This is a genomic window from Arthrobacter psychrochitiniphilus (genome assembly GCF_003185915.1).
Taxonomy (GTDB): domain Bacteria; phylum Actinomycetota; class Actinomycetes; order Actinomycetales; family Micrococcaceae; genus Specibacter; species Specibacter psychrochitiniphilus.
The window spans coordinates 207,571-230,789 of record NZ_QHLZ01000004.1 but is presented as its reverse complement, the minus strand read 5'-3'; the positions used below and the strand labels follow the sequence as shown (position 1 = coordinate 230,789).

The window sequence follows — 23,219 nt, the reverse complement described above, 5'->3', positions numbered from 1 at the left end:
GGCAGTCTGTATTAGTGCCGCTCCGTGAGCATCTCCCGGAGCGCCCGGGGCTTATTGCTTGTCAGTTGGGTGACGCCAGCACCAAGGCAAAGTTCCAGGTCCTGGGCACTGTCAACCGTCCACACCCGCAGGGTACGTCCCACGGCCAGCCAGCGGGCAACGTCACCTAGGTGAGTGCGCAGGTACTGAACGCCGGGTCCGGCGAGGAGGGCAACGCCGTCGTCCACCAACTGCTGGCGTTGCCACTGAAGGCGGTCCTCGGGTCCAACAACTTCAAGAAGTGCACACAGTTTCTCCGCGGCCACATGCTGGGCCAAGAACAGCACTGCCTCGGGGTGAAAGGACATGAAGGAGACCTCAATTTCTCCCACCGCGTGTCCCACACTGTGTACCACCGTGGAGGTCTCCGGGCTCCAGCCGCGGCCGCGCAGGGTGTCCAGCGCCGCCTCAACCAGCGCCGGGTCAAAGTGGCCGCCGTATTTGAATTCAATGGCGAGACTCATGGGACGGGAAGCCGTGCTGAGAATGTCCAGCAGTTCGGCCAGCGTCAGCAACTGTTCGGCCGTAGTACCAAATTCGGGCGGGATCGCGGAGCCGTGCCAGGAACTGAAATCCACGGCGCGCAGCTGGGCCAGTGTCATCTTCGCCACAGCCCCGGAACTGTTGGAGGTGCGGCTGATGTCTTCGTCGTGGAGGAGCACCAGGGCACCGTCCGCGGTGAGGTGAAGATCGCACTCCACGCCGTCGGCGCCGTCGGCGATGGCTTGCAGGTAGGCGGCGCGGGTGTGCTCGGCATAGGCGGCACTGGATCCGCGGTGGGCGAAGATCATAGCTGTCATGGCCTCACGCTACGCTTACTGTCATGGCTTCGACACAACAGCTTGACCCGACCGGCCTCTCACCGCACCCGGATATTGCCAAGGCGGCAGCGCTGCGGCGCATGAAGAACATCGCTTTGGCATTGTTGGTATTCATGGCGGTGGTGTTTTGCTTTGCCTTTGCCCTGGCGCCACGCTTCCCCTGGCTGGCCTATGTCAGGTCCGCGGCCGAGGGCGGCATGGTGGGTGCCCTGGCCGACTGGTTTGCGGTGACGGCACTCTTCCGTTATCCCATGGGCCTGAAGATCCCGCACACGGCCATCATCCCCAACCGCAAGGACGAGATTGGTTCTTCCCTGGCGGAATTTGTGGAAACCAACTTCCTGTCCGAGGAAGTGGTGTCCCAGAAGCTGGCCAAGACCCAGATTGCCCAGAAGGTGGGGACGTGGCTGGCAAGGCCAGAAAGTGCCCAGCGGGTGGCCACCGAGGGCGCGGCCGCGATGCGCGGGGCGATTGCCGTTTTGAAGGACGACGACGTCAGGGACGTCATCGAATCCATGGTGCGCAAGCATGTCCTGGAGCCGCCGTGGGGCCCGCCCATTGGCAAGCTCGCGGAACGGATCTTTGCAGACGGCCACCACCACTCCCTGGTCGATCTTCTGGTGGACCGCTCCACCGCATGGATCAAAAGCAACCACACCACCATCAGTGGACTGGTTTCGACCCGTTCACCTAGTTGGGTGCCACAATTTGTGGACGGCCTGGTGGGAGATAAAATTTACACCGAAATCCACAAGTTTGCCCTTGCCGTACAGGAGGATCCGCACCACGAGGTCCGCCTGAAACTGGACGATTATTTGAAGGATTTGGCCCAGGAACTCCAACACGATCCGGCCATGATCGCCAAGGCCGAGGGCATCAAGGCCCAGGTTCTGGGAGACCCGGAAGTGCGGGAGCTGGCCGGGCGCACCTGGGAAACGCTCAAGGCTGCACTAACTGATGCGGTGGAGGATCCCACGTCCGAGCTGCGCCTGAAGTTCACCTCCGCAGTTCAGGACTTTGGTGCCCGCCTGGTCTCAGATACGGAACTGGCTGCCAAGGCCAACAAATGGATTTCAGACGCGGCAGCCTATCTCGTGGGCACATACAAGCATGAAATCACCTCTCTGATCACTGAAACGGTGGAGCGTTGGGACGCAGCGGAAACCAGCCAGAAGATCGAACTTCAGGTGGGCAAGGATCTGCAGTTCATCCGCATCAACGGCACCGTAGTGGGATCCCTGGCAGGTCTGGCGATCTTCACCATTGCGACGCTCGTGTTCCACTGACGCTCGCGCGTCAGTTCTTACGGGCGTCAGTTCAGGGCTTGTGCGGCCTAAATTCGGGCACGGGCACATCAATTCCATGCGTCTTCCCTGCCTTCTTGGGCTTCACTCGCTTCCCGGGCTTCACTCGCTTCCCGGGCTTCACGGGCTTTGCTGACTTACCCGCTTTCACGGGCTTAGCCGTTTTCGCGGCCTCAAGTTCAGCCAGCAATAGCGGCGGGATCTCCAACGGCGCCGGACCGAAGGCGCGGTTGGCGGAGGCGATGACAGCCTTGCCCATCATGTAGTTGCCCACGCCGCCCACCGCGGCACCGATGCCAAACGGCAAGGCTTTCCCCACAATGGAAGCACTGCCCTTGACCGCCATCTTCTTCAGGAACCGCTTTTGCACCGGCGCCACGAGTGTCCTTAGAGTGGCCAGCGGCATATTTTTGCTCAACGATTTCCCCCAGGCCTGCATGGGTGTTTTGCCAGTGCCGAGCGCGTGGCCGGTCAAACCCGCCAGCAGGGCCTGGCCCTCATCACCCAAGATGATAGTCATGACGGCCAGCTGTGCACTCTCCGGGTTTGCAAGACGCACCCCGTGCAACTCGGCCACCGACTGTGCGTAGAGAGCCGTGGCCTCGAGAAACACCACGGTTGCCGCTGCGGAAATGGACAGTGCCACCACCGTGCCGAATCCAGGAATGATGGCCGTGGCCCCGATGGCCGCTCCGCCCGTACCTACACTTGCGAGGAAGTCACGCTCCAAGCGCTGACTCAGTTCAAATGAGGTGGCATAGGGGTAGCGCCTGCGCAGGCGGCGCAGATTCGCCAGCACCAAGGGCCGTTGCACCTCTACAGCACTTAGCAACAGCCGGTGCAAGACAGGGGTCGGGTTACCCTTCTCATCGAACGCCACTCCCGCCACCATCTTCACCGCTGGGTTAGACTGTGCCGCATTACTGGTGAACCCTGAATCTGCGGTGAACCCTTGCGCGGCATTCATCCCCACATGGTTGAGATCTTTACGTGTCATGAAACTCCCCTGCCCTGTTTGTTATTAAATGGTATCCGGCATTCCTGAGCGCCGCCTCAGGGAACGTGTATGAGGTGAGCAGACAGGGCGCCTAGCCTGCGAGCGCCAGGGAGGTGCCGACGTCGTGCTTCCAATAGGCCAGTTATCACCGCACCCAAGCGGAATAACCCGGCCACACAGCCCACCGCCTGAGGTCTTCTCAACTACGCCTTGGGCACAAAAGAACCTTGCACATTAGCGGTCAAAAACGAGGCCACATCCCCGAGCTCATCATGGCGGATGGTGTGCCCCAGGTCCTCATAACGGGCCTGCTGCAGCTCAGTGTTGGCGGCCAGCCACCCGGCCGTGAACTCCTTGGCCTGGGCATTGATGACAAGATCCTTGTCCCCGTACGCCCAGAAGAACGGGATCTTTGTGGTCAACGGTTCCATGGTTGCCAGGAGCTCATTGTGCAGGGCAAAGCCGGACAGGCCCACACCGGTTGTGAACAGGTCCGGGCGCAGCCTGATCAGCATGGTTGCCATGGCCATGCCCTGTGAGAAACCCAGCACGGACACCGAGCTGAAGCGGTGCTGGAGCAATTGCGCATCCAGCCATCCCAGCAACTTCGTGGCGGCACCCATCACTTCGGCAAAGTCGTTGGCCAGAAAGTAATCCAGCAAGAACCAGCCCCAGTCACCTGAAATCTTCCGTGATGCCCGTGGCGCTGCACACACAAAACCCTGTGGCATGTCCTTGAAGAGTGCACTCATGCGGGATTCATCGGATCCGTAGCCGTGCAACATGAGCAGCAGCGGCTTGCCCGCTCGGTCACCTTCCGGGCGGGACCACGCAACAGTTTCCATGGCGCCAGACTACCGGCCCGCCGCCCAATCCGCCCGCCCAATCCGTGAATCAAATCCATCCGGGAGAAAAGGTCGCTTTGGTGGTTCAAAGCGACCTTTTCTCCCGGATGAATGGTGGAACACCCCACCTCAATCCAAACTTTCTTTGTTTATGTTGGTTTTACCTTGACTTTCAAAGATAAACACAGATAAAGTCATCTGAAACAACATCTTGTGACTCCGGTCACTGACATCGGAAGGAAGCCACATGTTCGCGGAGGAACGGCACCAGCGAATCATCGAACTCGTCAGCACTCAGGGCCGCGTTGGCGTCACCGAACTCGCCGAACAGTTTTCCATCACCCAGGAGACCGTGCGCCGCGACCTTGCCACGCTGGAAGAAACGGGCGGGCTGCGCCGCGTCCATGGAGGCGCTGTCGGCACCGACCGCTTCACCCGCTCCGAGCAGAGCCTGCGTGAACGCCAAACCCAGTATCTGGATGAGAAGCAGCGCATCGCCACGGCCGCCCTTGCCATGATTCCCCACGCCCCAACAGCGTCAATCCTGCTCGATTCCGGCACCACCACCGCCGCGTTAGCTGAACTCCTGGCCAGCTGGGTCCCTGCCAACACCCGCGACGAGCTGCTGGTGATCACCAACTCCCTACCCACGGCCGCGTCCCTGAGCACCAACTCCCACCTGCTGTTGGACATTATCGGAGGCCGGGTGCGCGGGCTGACCAGCGCAGTAGTTGGAGCCCGCGCCACCGAACAACTTGGCGCCCTGCGTCCGGACATCGCGTTCATCGGCACCAATGGCATCCACCCCGAATTCGGTTTGAGCACCCCGGACCCCGTAGAAGCAGCCACCAAGACCGCCATGGTCAAGGCGGGCCGGAAAGTAGTGGTCCTGGCAGACGCCTCCAAAATCGGTACCGAAACATTGGTCCGCTTTGCCACATTGGAGGACATCGACACTCTCATCACTACGGCGGAACCTGACGCTGAGCTCGCAGCCGCCCTGGCCGGCGCCGGCGTTGAGGTCGTGATCGCATGATTCTCACCCTGACCCCCAACCCCAGCCTGGACCGCACCATTGAGCTCGCGGGCCCGCTGCATCGCGGCGAGGTCCAGCGCGCCACACAAGCCTCTCAACATCCGGGCGGCAAGGGCGTGAACATTGTCCGCGCCCTCACCACCTCCGGAATCGAGGCGCTGGCACTGCTGCCCGGGGACTCGGATGACGCCGTTGTGCGCGCTCTGAGCCTGGAGAGCATCCCGCACCTTTCGCTGCCCATCGGGGCGCCCCTGCGCAGCAACGTGGCCATCACCGAGCCCGACGGCACCACCACCAAGGTCAACGAGCCCGGCCCCACGCTCACCGAGGGGCAGCTGGCAGACCTGCTTGCGCTCACTGTGGAGAAGTCCGACGGCGCTTCCTGGCTGGTGCTGGCCGGCTCGCTCCCGCCAGGCGTTCCGGATAACTTCTATGCCCGCGTGATTGAGGCGGTGCGTGGCGCCTATGGTGCGCAGGCACCTCGGATTGCTGTGGATTCCTCGGGTGCCCCGCTGCGCGAATGCCTGCGTGCCGCACCCGATCTACTCAAGCCCAACGGCGAAGAATTGGCCGAACTGACGGGTATTTCCACCGGCCCCGCGTTGGAGGCTGATCCGGCTGCCGCCACCGCGGCAGCCAATCTCCTGCTCCGGCACGGAGTAGGCGCCGTCCTGGCCACGCTCGGCTCCAAAGGCGCGGTGCTGGCCACCAGTTCGGGTGCCTGGCATGGTAAATCTCCAGCCATCAAAGCACGAAGCACTGTCGGTGCGGGCGACTCTGCCCTCTCCGGATACCTGCTGGCAACGCTCCGCGGGGACTCCCCCGGCGCCTGCCTGCAGCAAGCGGTGGCCCATGGCGCGGCCGCAGCTTCCCTCCCCGGAACCATGGTTCCTTCCCTGGCACAAACCAACCCGGCCGCCGTCATCGTGACGGTCCAGGCCCCAGCCGAAGAGAGCTGACATGACAACCCTTATCAACGATGATCTGGTCCTTCTTGATACCAACCTCGGAACAGACACCACCTCGGTGATCCGCCACTTGGCCGAACTCATCACCAAAAACGGCAGGGCCGCCGAGGTGGAAGGACTCTTCGCAGACGCCTTAGCCCGCGAAAAAAAAACAGCCACAGGGGTCCCCGGCGGTATTGCCATCCCGCACTGCCGTTCCGCAGCGGTCCTGGAACCCACCCTCGCCATGGCCCGCCTCAACCCGGCCGTGGACTTCGGCGCCAAAGACGGCCCCGCAGACATCATCTTCTTCATTGCCGCCCCCGCAGGCGCCGATAACGAACACCTCAAGCTGCTCTCCAAACTGGCCCGTTCCCTGATCAAAAAGGACTTCACTGCAGCCCTGCGCGCAGCAGCAACCCCGGCTGAGATCGTGGCCCTCGTGGCGGACGCCCTAAAAGATAAGCCAAAGCCGGCCGCATCAACACTGGCTCCTGCGGAAATGAGCGCCGCGGCCTCGGGTCCCGGCTCCACCGGCAATGGGGGTCCAGCCCGCTCCGCGGTGCCCGACCACACCCGGCCCCCCATTCCCGGCTCCACCGCGACCGGTGGCGGTGCGGCTGAGCCCGCCCGCAGGAAACGGATTGTTGCCGTGACGGCGTGCCCTACGGGGATCGCACACACCTACATGGCCGCCGATTCGCTCGTGCAGGCCGCGCAAGAAGCAGGCGTTGACTTCCAGGTTGAGACGCAGGGTTCCGGAGCTGTGACACCGTTGGATCCTGCGGTCATTGCCGCAGCGGACGCCGTCATTTTTGCCGTGGATGTGGATGTGCGCGGCAAGGAACGTTTTGCTGGCAAACCGCTGGTGAGCTCGCCCGTCAAACGCGGGATTGACGAGCCAGCCAAAATGATCCGGGAGGCAATTGCAGCGGCGGATAACCCCAACGCACACAGGGTCCCGCACTTCGGCGCAGAGGAAACCGCGGATCAGAAAGCACAGTCATCCGGTGAAAGTCTTGGCGCCAAGGTCAAGAAGGTACTGCTAACCGGTGTCAGCTACATGATCCCGTTTGTGGCCGGCGGCGGTTTGCTGATTGCGCTGGGCTTCCTGTTGGGAGGCTTCCAAATTACAGAGGTCGCGGACAAGATCCTCACCAGCAACAGCCTGACCAATTTGCCCACGGATATACCTATCAAGGCCTTGGGCCCGCTCGGGGCCTATCTGGGCGCCGTAGCATTCAAAATTGGTAGCCTCTCGATGGCCTTCCTGGTCCCAGCGCTGGCTGGTTACATTGCCTTTGGCATCGCCGACCGCCCAGGCATCGCCCCCGGTTTCACCGCCGGCTCCGTAGCCGTCTTCATGGGTGCAGGCTTCCTCGGAGGCCTGGTGGGAGGCATCCTGGCCGGCCTTGCCGCCTACTGGATTGGCAGCTGGAAGGTTCCTCGCTGGCTGCGTGGACTCATGCCCGTTGTCATCATTCCTCTCTTGGGCTCCATCCTCGCCTCCGGTGCCATGCTATTGTTCCTCGGCGCACCCATCGCAGCACTCACTGTTGGGCTGAACAACTGGTTGACCGGAATGTCCGGGGCATCCGCCGTGGTGCTCGGTATTATCTTGGGCCTGATGATGTGCTTCGATTTGGGCGGGCCGGTCAACAAGGTTGCATACGCCTTCGCTGTTGCAGGGCTAGGCGCCGGCACCATCGCCAACCAGGCCCCGTGGGAAATCATGGCCACCGTAATGGCTGCCGGCATGGTTCCGCCACTAGCTATGGCCTTGGCTACCGTGCTGGATAAGAAGCGTTTCTCGCTCGCCGAGCGTGAAAACGGCAAGGCCGCTTGGCTGCTGGGGGCCTCCTTCATCTCCGAAGGCGCCATCCCGTTCGCGGCCGCCGATCCCCTGCGCGTCATCCCGGCCTCCATGCTCGGCGGCGCCGTGACAGGTGCCCTGACCATGGCCTTCCACGTCACCTCGCAAGCCCCGCACGGCGGATTCTTCGTGTTCTTCGCGATCGGCAACGTGGCCATGTTCGCCCTGTCCATCGCTGTAGGCACCGTGATTGCCGCGCTGGCTGTGGTGGCACTGAAACGCTGGGCCGTGCGCACCCCCGTTGATACCCTTGCAACAGCCGCGCCTGTTCACCAGGCCGCCTAGGTCCTGGCCATGATTGTCAAAGGAGAAACCGTGCAAAACTTTGTTGGAGTCGGCGTCTTTCGGGGCCGCGTAATTGCCCCTATCCGGCATATGCCGCCCGCTCTAGCCGAACCTCCCGCTGGTGAAAAGTTGGCAAGTTCGACGCCGCCCGAGACTGCCGCTGCCACCATCAAGGCCGCCGGGACAAGCGTTAAGGTCACGTTTTTGGAGCGTGCCGCCCGGGCTGAAGGTGCTGGCAAGGAGGTTCTCGAGGCCACGGCACTCATGGCCACGGATCCCATGCTGATCAAGGCAGCCATCAAGTTGGTCAATGCCGGCACCTCACCCGAACGGGCGGTGTGGGAGGCCGGTGAAACAGTGGCCCAAATGCTGCGGAATTTGGGCGGTATGATGGCGGAGCGTTCACACGATGTCCTTGACGTCCGCTCACGCATTGTGGCTGTCCTGCGTGGGGTGCCCGCCCCTGAGATCCCGGACGCGGCCGAACCGTTCATCCTGGTGGCCGAGGATCTGGCCCCTGCCGACACTGCCACGCTTGACCCCACAAAGGTCATTGCACTAGTGACGGCGGGCGGCGGTCCGCAGTCACACACGGCCATCATTGCCCGCAGCCTGGGGCTTCCAGCGGTTGTGGCAGCCGCCGGAATCTCGGCTCTCACCGACGGGGAGCTGGTGTTCGTTGACGGGGCGGCCGGAGTGGTTCGCACCGAACCAGGAGCTGCAGAACGTTCCGCAGTGTCAGCATGGGAAGAACAGTCCTCCCTGCTGACTACCTTTGACGGTACTGGTCAGCTCGCCGACGGCACCTTATTGCCCCTCCTAGCCAATGTTGGCGGGGCCAAGGACGCTCAAGAAGCCGCCATGGCTAACGCCCAAGGCGTGGGACTATTGCGCACCGAATTTTGTTTTCTTGGCAACAGCACCGAGCCCAGCCACGAGGATCAGGTGGCCGCATACCAAGGCGTCTTTGAGGCCTTCCCGGGCAAGAAAGTTGTTGTCCGCACTTTGGACGCAGGGGCAGATAAGCCGCTGCCCTTCCTGACCGATTCCACCGAGCCCAACCCGGCATTAGGAGTGCGCGGCTACCGCACCGATCTGACCACCCCCGGCGTACTAGCCCGGCAGTTGGCGGCCATCGCCGCGGCCGCCGCCACAACGGAAGCCCAGGTGTGGGTCATGGCCCCCATGATCTCCACCGCTTCCGAGGCAGCCGACTTTGCTGCGTTGTGCACTGCAGCAGGGTTGCGCGTTCCGGGCGTCATGGTGGAGGTCCCCTCCGCCGCACTGACCGCCCGGCACATTCTGGACCAGGTGGAATTTGCCAGCCTGGGCACCAACGACCTCACCCAATACGCCATGGCCGCTGATAGGCAGCTGGGTCCGCTCGCCACCCTGAATGACCCTTGGCAGCCGGCGGTACTGGCCCTGGTCCAAGCCACCGTCGAGGGCGCCATCGCCCAAGCCAAGCACTCGGCGTCGCTGGAAACTTCCCTGCCCAAGCCGGTGGGAGTATGTGGTGAGGCAGCCGCTGATCCGGCCCTCGCCGTGGTGCTTGCCGGCTTGGGTGTCAGCACACTGTCCATGACGCCGCGGGCGCTGCCAGCCGTGGCCGCCGTACTGCGCACAGTGACCTTGGCGCAGGCTCAGGTGCTGGCCCAGCGGGCTGTTGGCGCACCCTCCGCAGCCGCAGCCCGTGAACTGGTGCGGGCAGGGCTGCCCGCACTGGCAGACCTCGGACTCTAACCGTTTGCGGGGCACACCCGCCCCGCACTTTAAACATTCCCAACTCAAGACCTGGAGCACACCATGATTGAACGCACCGCCACTATCGCCAGCACCGTTGGACTGCACGCCCGCCCGGCATCGATCTTCGCCGACGCCGCCGGTGAACTGGAGGCAGAAGTGAGCATTGCGCGTGTGGGCGAACCCGCAGAAGATGCCGTGGGCGCAGACAGCATGCTCGCGCTCATGAGCCTCGGTGTGGAGCACGGGGAAGTGGTGGTGCTGCGCACCGATGATGACTCCGCCGGCGAGGCTTTGGACGCCTTGGTTCGCATCCTTGAGACCAACCACGACGCCTGATCCCCGATCCTAAAGCCCTGCCAAAATCTCGCTATTTGGCCGCTTTTGGTGGGGCTTTCACGGTGTTGATAAGACCCCTTTCTGAGGGTCAAAATGCCGTATCTGCTAGAATTGATGGTCTGTCCGAAAAGAAACAAACGTAAGTCGCAAGCAACCAGCCTCCTTAAGGGGATGAGCAAATGCCCATAGACCCAAGCACGATTCAACCGGAAACAGGTGTCAAGGACACCGCAGGCCCATCGCAGGTTCGAGCAAAAAAGGCTCGCCTGCCCACATTAAAAAAGCGCCGTCTAGGCGTGGGTGACGTCAATATTGTCAACGGGCCCATGCTGAAAAAAGCACTCAGTGGCACTGTGGTGGGCAACACCATGGAATGGTATGACGTTGGTGTCTTCGGCTACCTGATCGGGACCATGGGCCCCGTCTTCCTCCCAACTGCCGACAAAGACGTCCAGACACTCTTTCTCCTAGGAACTTTTGCGGCCACATTCTTGGCCCGTCCACTCGGTGGCGTGGTGTTTGGCTGGCTAGGTGACAAAGTGGGTCGCCAGAAGGTGCTCGCAGCAACCTTGATTGTCATGGCCGCCTCCACCTTCGCCGTGGGACTACTGCCCGGATATAGCCAAATTGGCATATGGGCAGCCGTGCTTCTTGTGGTGGTCAAGCTGATCCAGGGCTTTTCCACTGGCGGTGAGTATGCTGGCGCAACCACCTTTGTCAGTGAATACGCCCCAGATAAACGCCGCGGCTTCTTCGCCAGCATCTTGGACCTGGGCAGCTATATGGGGTTCGCCATCGGTGCCGCACTGGTGTCGGTAATGCAGCTGACACTGGGGCAAGAAGCCATGGAGCAATGGGGCTGGCGTATTCCGTTCCTGATTGCGGGACCGCTGGGCTTAATTGCCGTCTACTTCCGGATGAAAATTGAGGAATCCCCCCAATTCCAGGCAACGTTGGATGCCAATGAGGCCAATTCCAAGTCTGCCGCAGCAGCAGACGAGGACGCTTCCGGCGGGCCCGTCCGCCTTGTCAAGGTCTACTGGCGTCAGATCGTTCTCGCCATGGTTCTCGTGGCCGCGGCGAACACGGCGGGCTATGCGTTGACCTCCTATATGCCCACGTACCTAAGTGACTCAATGGGTTACGATCCCGTGCACGGAACAATTCTGACCATTCCCATTCTTGTTGCCATGGCGGTGTGCATACCCCTAACGGGCCGCCTCTCTGACAAGGTGGGGCGCCGGCCCATTCTCTGGGTTGGTGCACTGAGCACCGTGGTGCTGGCCGTGCCAGCCTTCATGCTCATCGCCGTTGGGCCCGTGTGGACCACGCTGCTCGGCTTGGCACTGATCGCCTTCCCAGTGACGTTCTACGTCTCAAATCTGGCCTCCGCACTGCCAGCACTCTTCCCCACGTCCAGTAGATACGGAGGCATGGGGATTTCCTACAACTTTGCGGTGGCGATCTTTGGCGGTACGGCCCCTTTCATCATGAAGGGTTTGATCAAACTCACAGGCAACGACATGATGCCCGCGTATTATCTGATTCTGACCTCGGCCATCGGCGCGGTGGCCATTTACTTCTTGCGAGAATCGGCCCAGAAACCACTGCCCGGCTCCATGCCGAGTGTGGCAACTCTAGAAGAGGCTCACGAACTTGTGGCCACGCAGGATGAAAATCCGCTGCTGGACATGGACTACCTGCCCTTTGACGACTCCTACGAGCCGCCAACTCCAGGTACAGGTATCCCCGTTACCGTGGGTAGGCCGGAAGCTGTGGACGCATAGTCCCCACGTCCTCCCCTAGCCTCGTCCCTCAGCCGGGGCCCCTCAGACGCGTGGGCCCACCCACGTCCTCCCCTAGCCTCGTCCCTCAGCCGGGGCCCCTCAGACGCGTGGGCCCACCCACGTCCTCCTGCTGCGTCGAGAGCGTGCCAACGTCTCGAGGGCGGGTGAAATTTCACCTGCCCCGGTTGCCAGCCGCAGCGGCTAACCCATCCGGGACTAGTTTCGCCAACCCCATGAGCACCCGGTAGCGCCGCGACGGGATGGACACGGCTTTGCCCGCCGCGTTAGCTGCCAGGCCTTCGCGCACCACTTGACCGACCTCAAGCCACATCCATGGCTTCACGCCGCCCATGTCCGCACCCATGCGCTCGTGGAATTCGGTGTGCACAAAACCCGGGCAGATGGCCGTAACTTTCACCCCACGCGGGCTGTACCTAAGGTTGGCGAACCGGCTAAAGCTTAAGCCCCACGCCTTGGCCGCTCCGTACGTTCCGCGTGGAATGAAGGCGGAGACGCTTGAAACATTAATGATGCGGCCGTTGCCGCGTTCCAGCATCCCCGGCAGCACGGCGTGAGTGAGTTCCATGGGAGTCTGGGCCAGAATGCGCAGGTGTTCGGCTTCATCCTGCACCGTGTTCTTCTCAAAGGCCTTGACCAGACTGAATCCGGCGTTGTTCACCAGCACCGAGACGGGAACGGCAGGGTCCGCCAGCCGGGCAGCGACGGTGGCCACGCCGTCGTCCGTTATGAGGTCCGCAGGCAAAACATCAACGTCAATGCCAAAGTCATTGCGCAGGCGCACAGCTTTGACCTCGAGCCGGTCCACATCACGGCCCACCAGCACCAAATCATGCTGTGCCCGGCCAAGCTGCTGGGCGAATTCGGCCCCCAGACCGGAGGTGGCGCCGGTAATCAGCGCCACGGGGCGGCCCATCTACGCTGCCTCGGGGAAATCTGTGTACTGCAGATACGGTTCGGGATGTTTTTCTAAAAACCTGACCACGTAGCTGCAGTGCGGGATGATCCGTTTGCCGGACGCCACCACGTCATCCAGCGCGTAGCGGGCCAGCACCTTCGCCAGTCCGCGGCCCTCAAAGCCGGGCTGGCCCACGGTGTGGATCAGATCAATGTGCCCTGGCAGCTCCTCGAACGTGATGATCACGGCCAGTTCCTGCCCCGCATAGAGCTCATACCGGAGCCGGGCATCGTTGCGCACCAGGCGCACTGTGGCATCGAAGGGGTCTGCTTCCAAGGCTTCGTTCACGCTCATAATGTGAGCTTGGCACACTGTGCTGGCGCTGGCAACAGTGCAGCGATCCCCGGCTCGCCCCACATGTTAGGCGCACATGCTGCCCTGCCACAGAGCGGTGAACGGGGCACCCGAAACCACCCGGTTTTTGATGCCCTCAGTGACAAATGCCTTGGCTGTGCGGGCCGCTTCCAGCGGGGTGGCACCCTTTGCCAATTCCGCCGTCACGGCTGCGGCCAGTGAACATCCGGCGCCGGAAACTGCCACCTCACCAACTTTCGGCGCGGTGAGGACTTCCATGGTCTGCCCATCAAAGAAAACGTCCACGGCGTCTTCCCCCTCCAGCCGCACCCCACCCTTGGCGAGGACTGCTGCACCGCTGATGGCATGGATTTTGCGGGCGGCTTCCTTCAGGTCCTCAACGTTATTAATGCTCATGCCCGAGAGTGACTCGGCTTCGAAGTGGTTAGGTGTGACAAAGGTTGCCAGCGGCAGAAGCTGAGCCTTGAGCGCCTGATCGGTGTCCAGCGCATGACCCGGTTCCTGGCCCTTGCAGATCAGTACTGGGTCCAGCACCACGTTCTTGAAAGCGGCCGCTTTGAGCGCGGTTTCCACGGTGCTGATGGTGGCGGGGCTACCCATCATGCCGAGCTTGACGGTGTCCAAGGTGGTGGGGGCTCCCGAGTTTGCGCCGTAGGCAGCCAAGGTAGCTTCCAACTGGTCCGCAATGACTTGCTGCTCCACCGGAACAAAGCGGTGGTTCCAGTTGTCCTTCGGGTCAAAGGAGACAATGCACGTCAGGTTGACAATGCCGAAAACGCCCAGCTCTTGGAACGTTTTCAGGTCAGCCTGGGCACCGGCGCCGCCGGTTGCTTCGGATCCGGCAATGGTCAGGGCAAGCGCAGGGGCGTTATGTGTCATGGAACTATCTTGCCACTTCGCGTTGCCCTACCAATGTTGCCGGGCCGCAGGTAGATTCAGCGTTGCCATGAGATTTTTTGTGCCAACCTCTAGGAGATTGCCTTGGATAAGGAATCAACAGCCGTAGTTTTTATTGAGTTTCAAAATGATTTCACCTCAGAAGGCGGTGTCTTGCATGAGGCCGTGAAGGATTCCATGGCAGCCAACAACACCTTGGACAATGCAGAGAAAGTGTTGGCGGCTGCACGGGAGGCCGGAACCACCGTGATCCACTCCCCCATCAGCTTCGCCCCCGGCTACAACGAAATCTCCAAACATCCCTATGGAATTCTCAAGGGCGTAGTTGATGCCACAGCGTTTGTGAAAGGTGCTTGGGGCGCCGAAATCATGGAGCGTTTTGCACCGCTCGAATCAGACATTGTGATTGAAGGTAAGCGCGGTCTGGACGCTTTTGGCAGCACCAACCTTGACTTCATTCTGCGTTCCAAAGGCATCAAGACTGTGGTGCTGGCAGGTTTTCTGACCAACTGCTGTGTGGAGTCAACCATGCGCACCGCTTACGAACGCGGCTACAACGTCATCACCCTGACGGACGCTGTGGCCGCCACAAGCGTTCAGGAGGGCGAGAGTTCAGTCCAGTTCAACTACCCCATGTTCTCCACACCAACCACCACCGACGAGTTCATTGCTGCCTTGGACACGGCCGCAACGCTGGAGGATTCCTCACGCGGCTACTGACCGTCGTTTCATTCCCCGTTTTCGCTTTTGCGCTTTTTCGCTGAACTTCGGTGAAGAAAAAGCAGCAGCCCGGAACCATGTTTCATGATTCCGGGCTGCTGAAAAGTCGGTGGGCCCTGCGGGGCTCGAACCCGCGACCCACGGATTAAAAGTCCGATGCTCTACCAACTGAGCTAAAGGCCCGACCTAAACGTCGCCCTCACAACAATGAATCCACTGCTGCAAAAGTTGACGCATATTAGACTACCGCACAGCATGCACCAGAATGCAATCGAGCCACGGAATGTTGTTTGCGCCCGGCCCGTTCTCTCGACCCGGCCCGGTGGCAGGGGTAGTGTCGTGTCATGAATGATCGACCAGTTTCCAACGCACCCCGCCCGCACAAACCAGTGCCGTTCTCACCTGCGGACTTTGAGAACCACGCTGGCGGCATCGATCCGGCTCGTGTCTCCGAGGCCGCCCACCTTGCCGCCCGCGCACTGGTCCGCGGCGGCCGTGAAAGTAACGATCCAGAGATAACCAAGCGTCTTGTCAAACTTGCAGATAAGCAGGGGCTTGAGGCCATCGCAGAAATGTGGGCGGCAAGCCCCGCCCGCTCACTCCCCGGCGCACTCTGGCGTCTCTACGCCCTGCGCGCAGCAACATTGCACGATCCTGAAGGCATTAGCGTGTTTTTCCGTGCAGGCCAGCAAAAAGCCCAAGTAGCCAACGCCGTCGCCGGAGTCGCTGAGCCGCCCGGCGCGGAAGAAATCACCGCCATGGCAAACGCTATCCTCTCCGGCGCCTTTGACGGAGATTTTGACATTGCCCTGGACCGCTCCGCCGCGTTTTGCCGTGTAGTGGCGTTAGGTCAAGCCACCTTGGCTGTAGAACGTGGAGTTGCTCACCCCGAACACGCCACTGCCTTGACGAAAAAAGCCCGCCAACTGGTGCGCACGGCCGAAGATTTAGAGAGCGCAGCCAAGTCATGGAGGAAAGGCGAACTCGACTAATCAGTCTCACGCATGGGCCTCCAGTTGACACTCGAGCCCAGACGTATAAGACTGAAAGTGGTGCCGAACCGTGGAACCCCCGGGCTCCATTTTATAGCCGCCTAGAGCGGCCTAGTGCCGAGAGGCGCTCCCGGTTCGGCACCACTTTTTTGCCCTGATGCTACCGGGATAATCCGTGCGAATCCGCTAAGAACAAAGGTCTTGCCGTGAAGTTTCGACTTTTCCCCCAAGAGACTGCAGGGCTGCAGGCCCTGACCCGCATGTCAGAGCATATTTTATCCGGCACACAAACCCTGGCCGAGCTACTGGGTGCCGGCCGGGCAGATTTCACCCCCTTGGCGGAAACGCTGCGTAAACAAGAGGCGGAATCAACCGCCAACTTCGCCACGCTCCTGACAAATATGCGCACCAGTTTCATCAACCCGCTGCCCCGCGAGGACCTGTACATCCTGGGCCAGCTATTGAATGAAACCAGTGAGATCCTCACGGGCGCCGGCGAAGTGGTTGAACTCTACGTCCTGGACCGCATTCCCACACGCATTAGCGACCAATTGGAAATTCTCTCCCGCCAAGCAGAACTCACGGCGACGGCCATGAAATCGCTCAATGATCTGGACGGCCTAGAGGATTACTGGCTGGAGGTGCTGCGCCTGTCCAAGCGGGCCGATCACACGCACAGAGTGGTTGTTGCAGAATTGCTGGAAGCCCACAGCCCCACCATATTTACAAAGTACAGCAGCCTGTCCAATCAATTCGCAGCAGCCAGCCGTCAATTGCGCACGGTGGCCACACAGGTGGGCAGCATTATCGTCAAGGAATCCTGACCTTGATAGCGTTCCTCCTCGGAGCCGTGATCGTCACGGCCGCAACTTTCGCCTTCCTGAACGGTTTCCGCGATGCCTCCGCCGCCGTCGCACTTTCCGTGCGCACCCGCGCCCTGACACCCAGCATTGCGGTGCTTTTGGCCAGCCTGTTCAACTGCCTCGGCGCCGTGGCCAGTGTAGCTTTGACGGCAGCCTTTGCGGACAAAATTTTCATGGTTCCCACTGGACGCATCGGGCTGATTCTGCTGCTGGCCGCCCTCATTTCCTCTTGCTTGTGGGGTATTTATCTCTGGTGGCGCGGCTTCCCTTCCTCGTCCACACATGCCCTCATCAGCTCCCTGGGCGGCGCGTCGCTGGGCTCGGCGGTCATTGGTTACGCACCCGTGGACGGCATCAATGCCACCATGTTCACGCTGGTGCTGCTGCCACTGTTGATTTCCCCGCTGGTGGCGTTTGTGCTGGGTTTCGCCGCGGTTTACCCTTCCTCCTGGGCGGCGCGGAATACGGCTCCGAACCGGGTCAACCGGCGTGCCCGGCAATTGCAGTCAGTAGCTGGCGCCGCCGTGGCTTTTGGTCATGGTCTCCAAGATGGCCAGCGGACCACGGCGGTTGTCCTGTTCGCGCTAGTGGCGGCCGGGTCCATTGGTGCTGGGGAAATACCCGTGTGGGTGGTGGTGTTCACTGCGGCACTGCTCGCCTTGGGCACCTTGTTTGGTGGCTGGCGAATCTCCTACACTTTGGGCCACCGGCTAGTGCGGGTAGATCCCATGCGCGGTTCCGTGGCCCAGATGCTGGGAGCCGGGCTTTTGTTCGTTGGTGCCATTGGTCTGCACATGCCGCTGTCAACAACGCACACTGTCACTGCCGCTATTGTGGGCGCCGGAGCCAATCAGCGTTTCTCCGCAACCAACGGGCGGGTACTGCTCAAAATTGCGCTGGCGTGGATCGCCACACCCGTTGTCTGCGTTATGCTCGGCGCCTTGTTCTTCCTGGCACTGTCCCCGCTTGCCTAGGCTTAGCCGCCAGCTGGATCAGGCGTTGGCTGCTTCGATGATCTCTGCGTGCAAGCGCAGCAGGGGGGCCGTGCGTTCGGCCGGGCCGCGACCAAAACCACACTCTGTGGCGATGCCAAAGGACTCCAAGCCTGCACCGGCCAGCGCTGGGCGGGCGGCGGCGATTCGCTTGGCCGCGCCGTCAACACCGTCTTCGTGGTGTACCAGGCCCAGGAACAGCCTTGTTTCGGGGTGCAGGGTCAGGCTGGCCAGCGGAGCAAAGTAGGCGCTGTCATGGCGCTCTATGGGGACCGGCAGGTGCACAAACTCGATGGGGCGGGTGATCTTGGCGGACAGCGCATTGGCCACGGCAGTGAGGTTTGCGGCGTCGGCGGGCTCAACGAAGTGTTTCTCGGCAACGTCGCCGTAGCAAAGGTGGATGCCAAACTGCACATCAGCGGGGATTACGGAGGCAAAGGCGGCGGCCATGGTGGAAACTGCATCGATGATGCGCGCCGGGGTGGGGTTGGCGCCGTCCATGTACCAGAACTCAGGGATATTGGCGCCCGCGCAGACTTGTTCAATGTGGCTAAATTCAACGGCCAGATCTATTTGGATGGCCAGGTCCGTGGCGGGGATACCGGCAGCTATTTGAGCAATTTCACGTTCCATGGCTGCGGCGTAGGCCGGGTAAACAAGGCCCTGGTCCGCGTCGTTTAGGTATGAACTCAGCGGGGCCATCGGTGTCGGCAGGGCAACCTGGAAGCGGGTGCCCTCGGCGATGGTGCCGGCCTCGCGCAACGCCTTGAAATCCTGGTAGCTGGCCAGCGCCGCCTCGGCATAACCCAGCGGGCCAAACGTCAGCTCGGCGGCGGGCACTGAGCCGTCAAATCTAATTTTACGCAGATCGAAACCTGCAATCATGAACGGCTCACCCGGCACACGGCTCAGTCCCGGGGTGGCTTCGATTCTGGCGCCCTGAAAGAGTATCCAGTGGAACCTCTCACCCACTTCGCCGTCCGGGATGCGTGCGGCGTGCGTGCCGAGGTTCTCCGCCACAATGCGCAGCGTGTCCGCAGCTGTGGGCTGGTTGATGGACCCTACCAGGTGGGCGCCGCCGACAGCAGGGAGTGAAGTCATGTTTCCAGCGTATCGCCCGGGGTGTCCAGAATGGAAAGCGCGCCCGCCTCCCACATCTGCGCCCGGTCTACGGGGCGCAGATGTGGGAGGTGGGCGCATTTTTTGCGGTATTCAGCGTGGCGGAGGTTAGCCGAAGCGGCCGGAGACGTAATCCTCAGTGGACTTCTCTGCGGGGTTATTGAAGATGGTGGCCGTCTCGGCAAATTCAATCAACTTGCCGGGCTTGCCGGTGCCGGCAATGTTGAAGAACGCGGTCTTGTCAGAGACGCGGGCGGCCTGTTGCATGTTGTGCGTGACAATCACCACCGTGTACTCATCTTTTAGCTCATTGATGAGGTCCTCGATGGCGAGTGTAGAGATGGGGTCCAAGGCCGAGCAGGGCTCATCCATCAAGATCACATCCGGGGAGACCGCGATGGCGCGGGCAATGCACAGGCGCTGCTGCTGGCCGCCGGACAGGCCGGAGCCGGGCTTTTCCAGCCGGTCCTTGACCTCGTTCCACAGATTGGCGCCGCGCAGCGACTTCTCCACGAGATCATCGGCATCGCTGCGTGGCATGCGCCGGCTGTTCAACTTCACGCCGGCCAGAACGTTATCGCGGATGCTCATGGTGGGGAACGGGTTGGGGCGCTGAAAGACCATGCCAATTTGGCTGCGCACCGTCACGGGGTCTACACCGTCGGCGTACAGGTTGTCGCCGTCAAGCAGTACCTTGCCCTCTACCCGGGCGCCGGGGATAACCTCATGCATGCGGTTCAGTGTGCGCAGGAAGGTTGACTTGCCGCAGCCTGAGGGGCCAATGAAGGCGGTGACGGACTTGGCGTCGAGGGTGATGTTGACGTCCTCCACAGCCCGGAAATCGCCGTAGTAGACATTCAAATCGCTGACATCAATACGTTTTGACATGGTTCAAGGTTCCGTTCAGAAGAATTTAGCGGCCGGTTTTCGGCGCGAAGAGGCGCGCCACTAAGCGGGCGCCGAGGTTCAGTAGCATGACGAGCAGGATCAGCAGCAACGCCGCAGCCCAGGCACGTTGGGTGGACGGGTCAGAGTTTGAGGGCGAAGTGGGCGTCATAATCTGCGTGTAAATGAAGGTGGGCAGCGATGACATCCAGCCGGCAAAAACGTTCATATTGATGCTGGTGGCGAACCCGGCAGTAACCAGCAGTGGTGCGGTTTCGCCAATAACCCGTGCAATGGCCAAGGTCACACCGGAGGCAATACCTGAGATCGCCGTCGGAATAACCACCTTGACAATGGTCCGCCACTTGCGCACGCCCAGTGCGTAGGCGGCCTCGCGCAGTTCATTGGGCACAATCTTGAGCATTTCCTCACTGGAGCGCACCACCACAGGGATCATCAGCACGGAAAGGGCCACTGCGGCCACAAACCCGGTCTTGGTGCCCGGCCCCAGGATCAGGGCGAAGAAGGCGGCCGCGAACAGGCCGGCCACAATCGAGGGGATGCCGGTCATGACGTCCACCAGGAAGGTGATGACTTTGGAAAACTTGTTTCCGGCACTGTATTCCACGAGATAGATGGCGGTTAGCAGGCCCACCGGAACCGAGATGATGGTGGCCCAGAGGGTGATCAACACCGAGCCCACCAGCGCGTGATAGACACCGCCCAGCACCGGAGTGCCATCGGCCACGGCGGCGTTGTCGACGGCGCCCGTCACACCATTCATGGAGGTACTCAGGAAGCCGGGGGTCAGCAAGCCCGGGACCCCATTGAGCAGAACAGTCCAGATGACCGAAACCAGCGGCAGCAACGCCACGAGAAAGGCGCCGTAGATGAGGGAGCTGGCCAGCTTGTCAGTGGCTTTGCGGCGGCCCTCAACAATGGCGGCGGCCGTGACGTTGGCTGCGGCAAAGAGCACCGCGGAGAGCACGGCCCAGCCAAAAACGTTGAAGCCAATAAGAGACAGGAGAGCCGCAGAGACAACAACGGCGCTGGCCGCAATCACCCAGGGAGTGTAGCGGGGCAGGCGGCCGCGGGTCAGTGCGGAACGTTTGCGTTCAGTTATGAGCGTGGCCATACTAGTTGGCTCCCGAGAATTCTTTGTGGCGGTTGATAACCCAGCGGGCCACCATGTTCACTGCCAAAGTGATGAGGAACAGCACCAGACCGGCTGCGATGAGTTCGTGCATGCGCAGGCCAAAGGCCTCCGGGAAGTCAAGGGCAATCTCCGCGGCAATGGTCTGATTGCCGGAGCGAATCAAGGAGGCGATCAGCGGCCCGGAGGAGAGCACCAGCGCAACCGCCATGGTCTCACCAAGAGCCCGGCCCAAACCCAGCATGACGGCGCTGATGATGCCGCCGCGGGCAAAGGGCAGAACTGCCATGCGAATCATTTCCCACCGGGTGGCCCCCAACGCCAACGCCGCTTCTTGGTGCAGCATGGGGGCCTGCAGGAAAATCTCCCGGGTGAGTGAGGCGATGATGGGCAACACCATGACGGCCAGCACAATGCCCGCCGTCAAAATGGTCTTGCCCGTCCCGGACGCCGGTCCGGCGAAGATGGGAATCCAGCCTAAGTGCTCAGCCAGCCACGCGTAGGGCGCTTTGAGGGAGGAAGCCAGAAAGCTGGCTCCCCAAGCGCCGTAGACAACTGAGGGAATCGCTGCAAGAAGGTCCACCACATAGCCCAACCCCCTGGCCAGGCGCCGCGGGGCATAGTGCGAGATGAACAAGGCCACTGCCACCCCGATGGGCGTGGCGATGAGCAGTGCAATCGTGGCTGCAATCAACGTGCCAATGACAATGGGGAAGATGTAGGAGAAGAACCCCTCTCCCCCCGTGATCTCGGCAGGGTTCGCACTAAAAGTGGGAAGTGCCTGGACAACCAGGAATAGTGCCACGGCAAACAACACGGCAACTATCAGCGCACCGGCGCCCAGTGCCGCACCGGAGAACACTCGGTCTCCGGTGCGGCCTGTCGCAGAGCGCCCTGCCCCCGATGTGGGTGCGAGCTTTGTGGTGGTCAATCTAGTACTTTCTACTGACTCTTGCTTCGAACTCTTGCCTAGAACCGGCGCTTACTTGCTGGCGACGCTGATGGAGTCAATTGACGCCTTCGCCTTGGCCGCCAACTCGGCGGACAGGGGCGCGCTCTTGGCGGCGTCGGCTGCCTGCTTCTGACCTTCGTCGCTGAGAACAAAGGAACCGAAGGCCTTGACCAGGTCAACTGTGCTGGCATCCGGGTAGGAGGCGCAGAATACGCCATAGGAGACCAGCACTGCCGGGTAGGCTCCGGCCACGGTGGTGGTGCGGTCCAGCTTCAGGGATAGATCGTTGGCACTGCGCCCTGCCACAACAGTTGCAGCGTCAACTGCTTTGGCTGCAGCCTCGGCGGTGACGGGCACAAACGCGTCGCCAACCTTGAGCTCAACCTTGCCCAAGGCGTCAGTGACTGCCGAGTCATCAGCGTAGGTGATGGCGCCGGCTGTCTCGATGACGGTTTTGACAACCCCCGAGGTGCCCTTGGCGTTCTCGCCGGGCAGAGCTGAGGGCCAGTCACCGGACTTCTTATCAGTCCACACGCCCGAGGCGGCTGCGGCCAGGTAGTCGGTGAAGTTCTCGGTGGTGCCCGAGTTATCGGAGCGGTGCACGGGCGTGATGGCCAAATCCGGCAGTGTGGCGTCCGTGTTGGCTGCCTTGATGGCCGGGTCATTCCAGTTCTTAATTTCGCCCCGGAAAATCTTGGCGATCGTGCTGGCGTCGAGCTTGAGATCCTTGACGCCGTCCACATTGAAGGCCACCGCTATCGGTGAGATGTACCAGGGGACGTTGATGGCGCCGTCGGGCCCGCACTTTTCCTTGGCGGAGGTGAGCTCTTCGTCCTTCATGAACGCGTCCGAGCCGGCGAACTGCACGGCTCCTGCAATCAGTGCCTTGCGTCCCGCGCCGGAGCCTTCGGGTGAGTACTGAATCTTGGCGCCGGAGTTCGCGGACTCAAAGCCGGCCTTCCACGCGTCCATGGCGGCGGAGATGGAGCTGGCGCCCGTACCGGTCAGTGTTCCGGTGACCGTTGAGCCGGTGCTTGCCGTGGTGCCCCCGCCGTTACCGGGGGTGACCACGTTGTCCGTACCGCATGCTGTAAGTGCCAATGCGCCGACGGTGAGAACTGCTGCTACGCGGCCAATGTGAAGTGCCTTCACGCTTTTACCTCTTCGATGGGTTGCATTCTTCTTTTTCATTACTCTTCGAGAGTAGGAGGCTGAAGTGAAGCCGGGGCCCCTCCCAAGTGAACGCAAGGTTAACGCTTCAGGGATTCTTCGCCTTCACTTACCGCAGCTTTAATGCCCGACGCCGGTCACCTCCTTCTTGTTTCGGCCCACCAACCGG

At 61.5% G+C, this 23,219-nt stretch carries 22 protein-coding genes and 1 tRNA gene; 11 read left to right on the top strand and 12 right to left on the bottom strand.

Going from position 1 to position 23,219, the window contains the following annotated elements:
* Positions 1–11: 11 nt before the first annotated feature.
* Complete coding sequence (locus CVS29_RS08255; RefSeq protein WP_110105848.1) at positions 12–839, bottom strand: glycerophosphodiester phosphodiesterase; 828 nt, start codon at positions 837–839, stop codon at positions 12–14.
* Positions 840–862: 23 nt separating this feature from the next.
* Between CVS29_RS08255 and CVS29_RS08250 the strand changes: the two genes are divergently transcribed.
* Positions 863–2,146, top strand: a complete 1,284-nt coding sequence (locus CVS29_RS08250; protein WP_110105847.1) for a DUF445 domain-containing protein — start codon at positions 863–865, stop codon at positions 2,144–2,146.
* A 31-nt stretch (positions 2,147–2,177) separates the two neighbouring features.
* On the opposite strand, the gene CVS29_RS08245 is transcribed toward CVS29_RS08250, so the two are convergent.
* Together CVS29_RS08245 and CVS29_RS08240 are read right to left on the bottom strand one after the other, a co-directional pair.
* Entirely contained in the window at positions 2,178–3,161 is a 984-nt protein-coding gene (locus tag CVS29_RS08245) for a hypothetical protein (RefSeq protein WP_179442495.1), read from the bottom strand.
* A gap of 203 nt (positions 3,162–3,364) precedes the next feature.
* A complete protein-coding gene (locus tag CVS29_RS08240) occupies positions 3,365–4,006 on the bottom strand; it encodes an alpha/beta hydrolase (protein WP_110105846.1) in 642 nt (213 codons plus the stop codon).
* 247 nt (positions 4,007–4,253) lie between these two features.
* Here CVS29_RS08240 and CVS29_RS08235 point away from each other — a divergent pair, with 247 nt between their 5' ends.
* From CVS29_RS08235 to CVS29_RS08210, 6 genes are all read left to right on the top strand, one after another.
* Entirely contained in the window at positions 4,254–5,042 is a 789-nt protein-coding gene (locus tag CVS29_RS08235; RefSeq protein ID WP_110105845.1) for a DeoR/GlpR family DNA-binding transcription regulator, read from the top strand.
* A complete protein-coding gene (locus CVS29_RS08230; RefSeq protein WP_110105844.1) occupies positions 5,039–6,001 on the top strand; it encodes a 1-phosphofructokinase family hexose kinase in 963 nt (320 codons plus the stop codon). Before CVS29_RS08235 ends, CVS29_RS08230 begins: the two co-directional genes overlap by 4 nt.
* A 1-nt stretch (position 6,002) precedes the next feature.
* Positions 6,003–8,147, top strand: a complete 2,145-nt coding sequence (locus CVS29_RS08225; protein ID WP_110105843.1) for a PTS fructose transporter subunit IIABC — start codon at positions 6,003–6,005, stop codon at positions 8,145–8,147.
* A 30-nt stretch (positions 8,148–8,177) separates the two neighbouring features.
* Complete coding sequence (locus tag CVS29_RS08220) at positions 8,178–9,890, top strand: phosphoenolpyruvate--protein phosphotransferase (RefSeq protein WP_110105950.1); 1,713 nt, start codon at positions 8,178–8,180, stop codon at positions 9,888–9,890.
* Between the two features lie 63 nt (positions 9,891–9,953).
* Positions 9,954–10,229 (top strand): HPr family phosphocarrier protein, encoded by a 276-nt coding sequence (locus CVS29_RS08215; protein WP_110105842.1) that lies wholly within the window; start codon positions 9,954–9,956, stop codon positions 10,227–10,229.
* A gap of 179 nt (positions 10,230–10,408) precedes the next feature.
* Entirely contained in the window at positions 10,409–12,016 is a 1,608-nt protein-coding gene (locus CVS29_RS08210) for an MFS transporter (protein WP_110105841.1), read from the top strand.
* A 172-nt stretch (positions 12,017–12,188) separates the two neighbouring features.
* Here CVS29_RS08210 and CVS29_RS08205 read toward each other — a convergent pair whose 3' ends face one another.
* The 3 genes from CVS29_RS08205 to CVS29_RS08195 all read right to left on the bottom strand — a co-directional run bounded on the left by CVS29_RS08205 (position 12,189) and on the right by CVS29_RS08195 (position 14,186).
* Positions 12,189–12,950, bottom strand: coding sequence for an SDR family NAD(P)-dependent oxidoreductase (locus CVS29_RS08205; protein WP_110105840.1), 762 nt, complete (start codon positions 12,948–12,950; stop codon positions 12,189–12,191).
* The gene (locus CVS29_RS08200) at positions 12,951–13,286 is read right to left on the bottom strand and encodes a GNAT family N-acetyltransferase (RefSeq protein WP_110105839.1); all 336 of its coding nucleotides are present in this window, start codon (positions 13,284–13,286) and stop codon (positions 12,951–12,953) included.
* Between the two features lie 66 nt (positions 13,287–13,352).
* Positions 13,353–14,186, bottom strand: coding sequence for a hydroxymethylpyrimidine/phosphomethylpyrimidine kinase (locus CVS29_RS08195; protein WP_110105838.1), 834 nt, complete (start codon positions 14,184–14,186; stop codon positions 13,353–13,355).
* A gap of 102 nt (positions 14,187–14,288) precedes the next feature.
* On the opposite strand from CVS29_RS08195, the gene CVS29_RS08190 reads away from it, so the two are divergent.
* On the top strand, positions 14,289–14,924 hold the full coding sequence (locus CVS29_RS08190; RefSeq protein ID WP_110105837.1) for a cysteine hydrolase family protein: 636 nt from the start codon (positions 14,289–14,291) through the stop codon (positions 14,922–14,924).
* Positions 14,925–15,034: 110 nt separating this feature from the next.
* Here CVS29_RS08190 and CVS29_RS08185 read toward each other — a convergent pair.
* Positions 15,035–15,107: transfer RNA gene (locus tag CVS29_RS08185), tRNA-Lys, on the bottom strand.
* Positions 15,108–15,268: 161 nt separating this feature from the next.
* On the opposite strand from CVS29_RS08185, the gene CVS29_RS08180 reads away from it, so the two are divergent.
* The 3 genes from CVS29_RS08180 (at position 15,269) to CVS29_RS08170 (ending at position 17,753) form a co-directional block, all read left to right on the top strand.
* On the top strand, positions 15,269–15,916 hold the full coding sequence (locus CVS29_RS08180; RefSeq protein ID WP_110105836.1) for a hypothetical protein: 648 nt from the start codon (positions 15,269–15,271) through the stop codon (positions 15,914–15,916).
* Positions 15,917–16,122: 206 nt separating this feature from the next.
* Complete coding sequence (locus tag CVS29_RS08175; RefSeq protein ID WP_110105835.1) at positions 16,123–16,740, top strand: DUF47 domain-containing protein; 618 nt, start codon at positions 16,123–16,125, stop codon at positions 16,738–16,740.
* A gap of 2 nt (positions 16,741–16,742) precedes the next feature.
* Entirely contained in the window at positions 16,743–17,753 is a 1,011-nt protein-coding gene (locus tag CVS29_RS08170; RefSeq protein ID WP_245932122.1) for an inorganic phosphate transporter, read from the top strand.
* 18 nt (positions 17,754–17,771) lie between these two features.
* Here the strand turns inward: CVS29_RS08170 and CVS29_RS08165 are convergent, their stop codons facing one another.
* From CVS29_RS08165 to pstS, 5 genes are all read right to left on the bottom strand, one after another.
* A complete protein-coding gene (locus tag CVS29_RS08165; protein ID WP_110105833.1) occupies positions 17,772–18,872 on the bottom strand; it encodes a hypothetical protein in 1,101 nt (366 codons plus the stop codon).
* A gap of 126 nt (positions 18,873–18,998) precedes the next feature.
* Positions 18,999–19,778 (bottom strand): phosphate ABC transporter ATP-binding protein PstB, encoded by a 780-nt coding sequence (pstB, locus tag CVS29_RS08160; protein ID WP_110105832.1) that lies wholly within the window; start codon positions 19,776–19,778, stop codon positions 18,999–19,001.
* 25 nt (positions 19,779–19,803) lie between these two features.
* Positions 19,804–20,910, bottom strand: coding sequence for a phosphate ABC transporter permease PstA (pstA, locus tag CVS29_RS08155; RefSeq protein WP_110105831.1), 1,107 nt, complete (start codon positions 20,908–20,910; stop codon positions 19,804–19,806).
* 1 nt (position 20,911) lies between these two features.
* Positions 20,912–21,859 (bottom strand): phosphate ABC transporter permease subunit PstC, encoded by a 948-nt coding sequence (gene pstC / locus CVS29_RS08150; protein ID WP_110105830.1) that lies wholly within the window; start codon positions 21,857–21,859, stop codon positions 20,912–20,914.
* A gap of 51 nt (positions 21,860–21,910) precedes the next feature.
* Positions 21,911–23,032: a phosphate ABC transporter substrate-binding protein PstS gene (gene pstS / locus CVS29_RS08145; protein ID WP_110105829.1), complete on the bottom strand. Its 1,122-nt coding sequence runs from the start codon at positions 23,030–23,032 to the stop codon at positions 21,911–21,913.
* Between the last annotated feature and the right edge of the window lie 187 nt (positions 23,033–23,219).

Excerpts from the sequence above, each read along its gene's own strand:
- CVS29_RS08255 (WP_110105848.1), bottom strand. The coding sequence starts at position 839 with ATGACAGCTATGATCTTCGCCCACCGCGGATCCAGTGCCGCCTATGCC.
- CVS29_RS08250 (WP_110105847.1), top strand. The coding sequence starts at position 863 with ATGGCTTCGACACAACAGCTTGACCCGACCGGCCTCTCACCGCACCCG.
- CVS29_RS08245 (WP_179442495.1), bottom strand. The coding sequence starts at position 3,161 with ATGACACGTAAAGATCTCAACCATGTGGGGATGAATGCCGCGCAAGGG.
- CVS29_RS08240 (WP_110105846.1), bottom strand. The coding sequence starts at position 4,006 with ATGGAAACTGTTGCGTGGTCCCGCCCGGAAGGTGACCGAGCGGGCAAG.
- CVS29_RS08235 (WP_110105845.1), top strand. The coding sequence starts at position 4,254 with ATGTTCGCGGAGGAACGGCACCAGCGAATCATCGAACTCGTCAGCACT.
- CVS29_RS08230 (WP_110105844.1), top strand. The coding sequence starts at position 5,039 with ATGATTCTCACCCTGACCCCCAACCCCAGCCTGGACCGCACCATTGAG.
- CVS29_RS08225 (WP_110105843.1), top strand. The coding sequence starts at position 6,003 with ATGACAACCCTTATCAACGATGATCTGGTCCTTCTTGATACCAACCTC.
- CVS29_RS08215 (WP_110105842.1), top strand. The coding sequence starts at position 9,954 with ATGATTGAACGCACCGCCACTATCGCCAGCACCGTTGGACTGCACGCC.
- CVS29_RS08210 (WP_110105841.1), top strand. The coding sequence starts at position 10,409 with ATGCCCATAGACCCAAGCACGATTCAACCGGAAACAGGTGTCAAGGAC.
- CVS29_RS08205 (WP_110105840.1), bottom strand. The coding sequence starts at position 12,950 with ATGGGCCGCCCCGTGGCGCTGATTACCGGCGCCACCTCCGGTCTGGGG.
- CVS29_RS08200 (WP_110105839.1), bottom strand. The coding sequence starts at position 13,286 with ATGAGCGTGAACGAAGCCTTGGAAGCAGACCCCTTCGATGCCACAGTG.
- CVS29_RS08195 (WP_110105838.1), bottom strand. The coding sequence starts at position 14,186 with ATGACACATAACGCCCCTGCGCTTGCCCTGACCATTGCCGGATCCGAA.
- CVS29_RS08180 (WP_110105836.1), top strand. The coding sequence starts at position 15,269 with ATGAATGATCGACCAGTTTCCAACGCACCCCGCCCGCACAAACCAGTG.
- CVS29_RS08165 (WP_110105833.1), bottom strand. The coding sequence starts at position 18,872 with ATGACTTCACTCCCTGCTGTCGGCGGCGCCCACCTGGTAGGGTCCATC.
- pstB (WP_110105832.1), bottom strand. The coding sequence starts at position 19,778 with ATGTCAAAACGTATTGATGTCAGCGATTTGAATGTCTACTACGGCGAT.
- pstA (WP_110105831.1), bottom strand. The coding sequence starts at position 20,910 with ATGGCCACGCTCATAACTGAACGCAAACGTTCCGCACTGACCCGCGGC.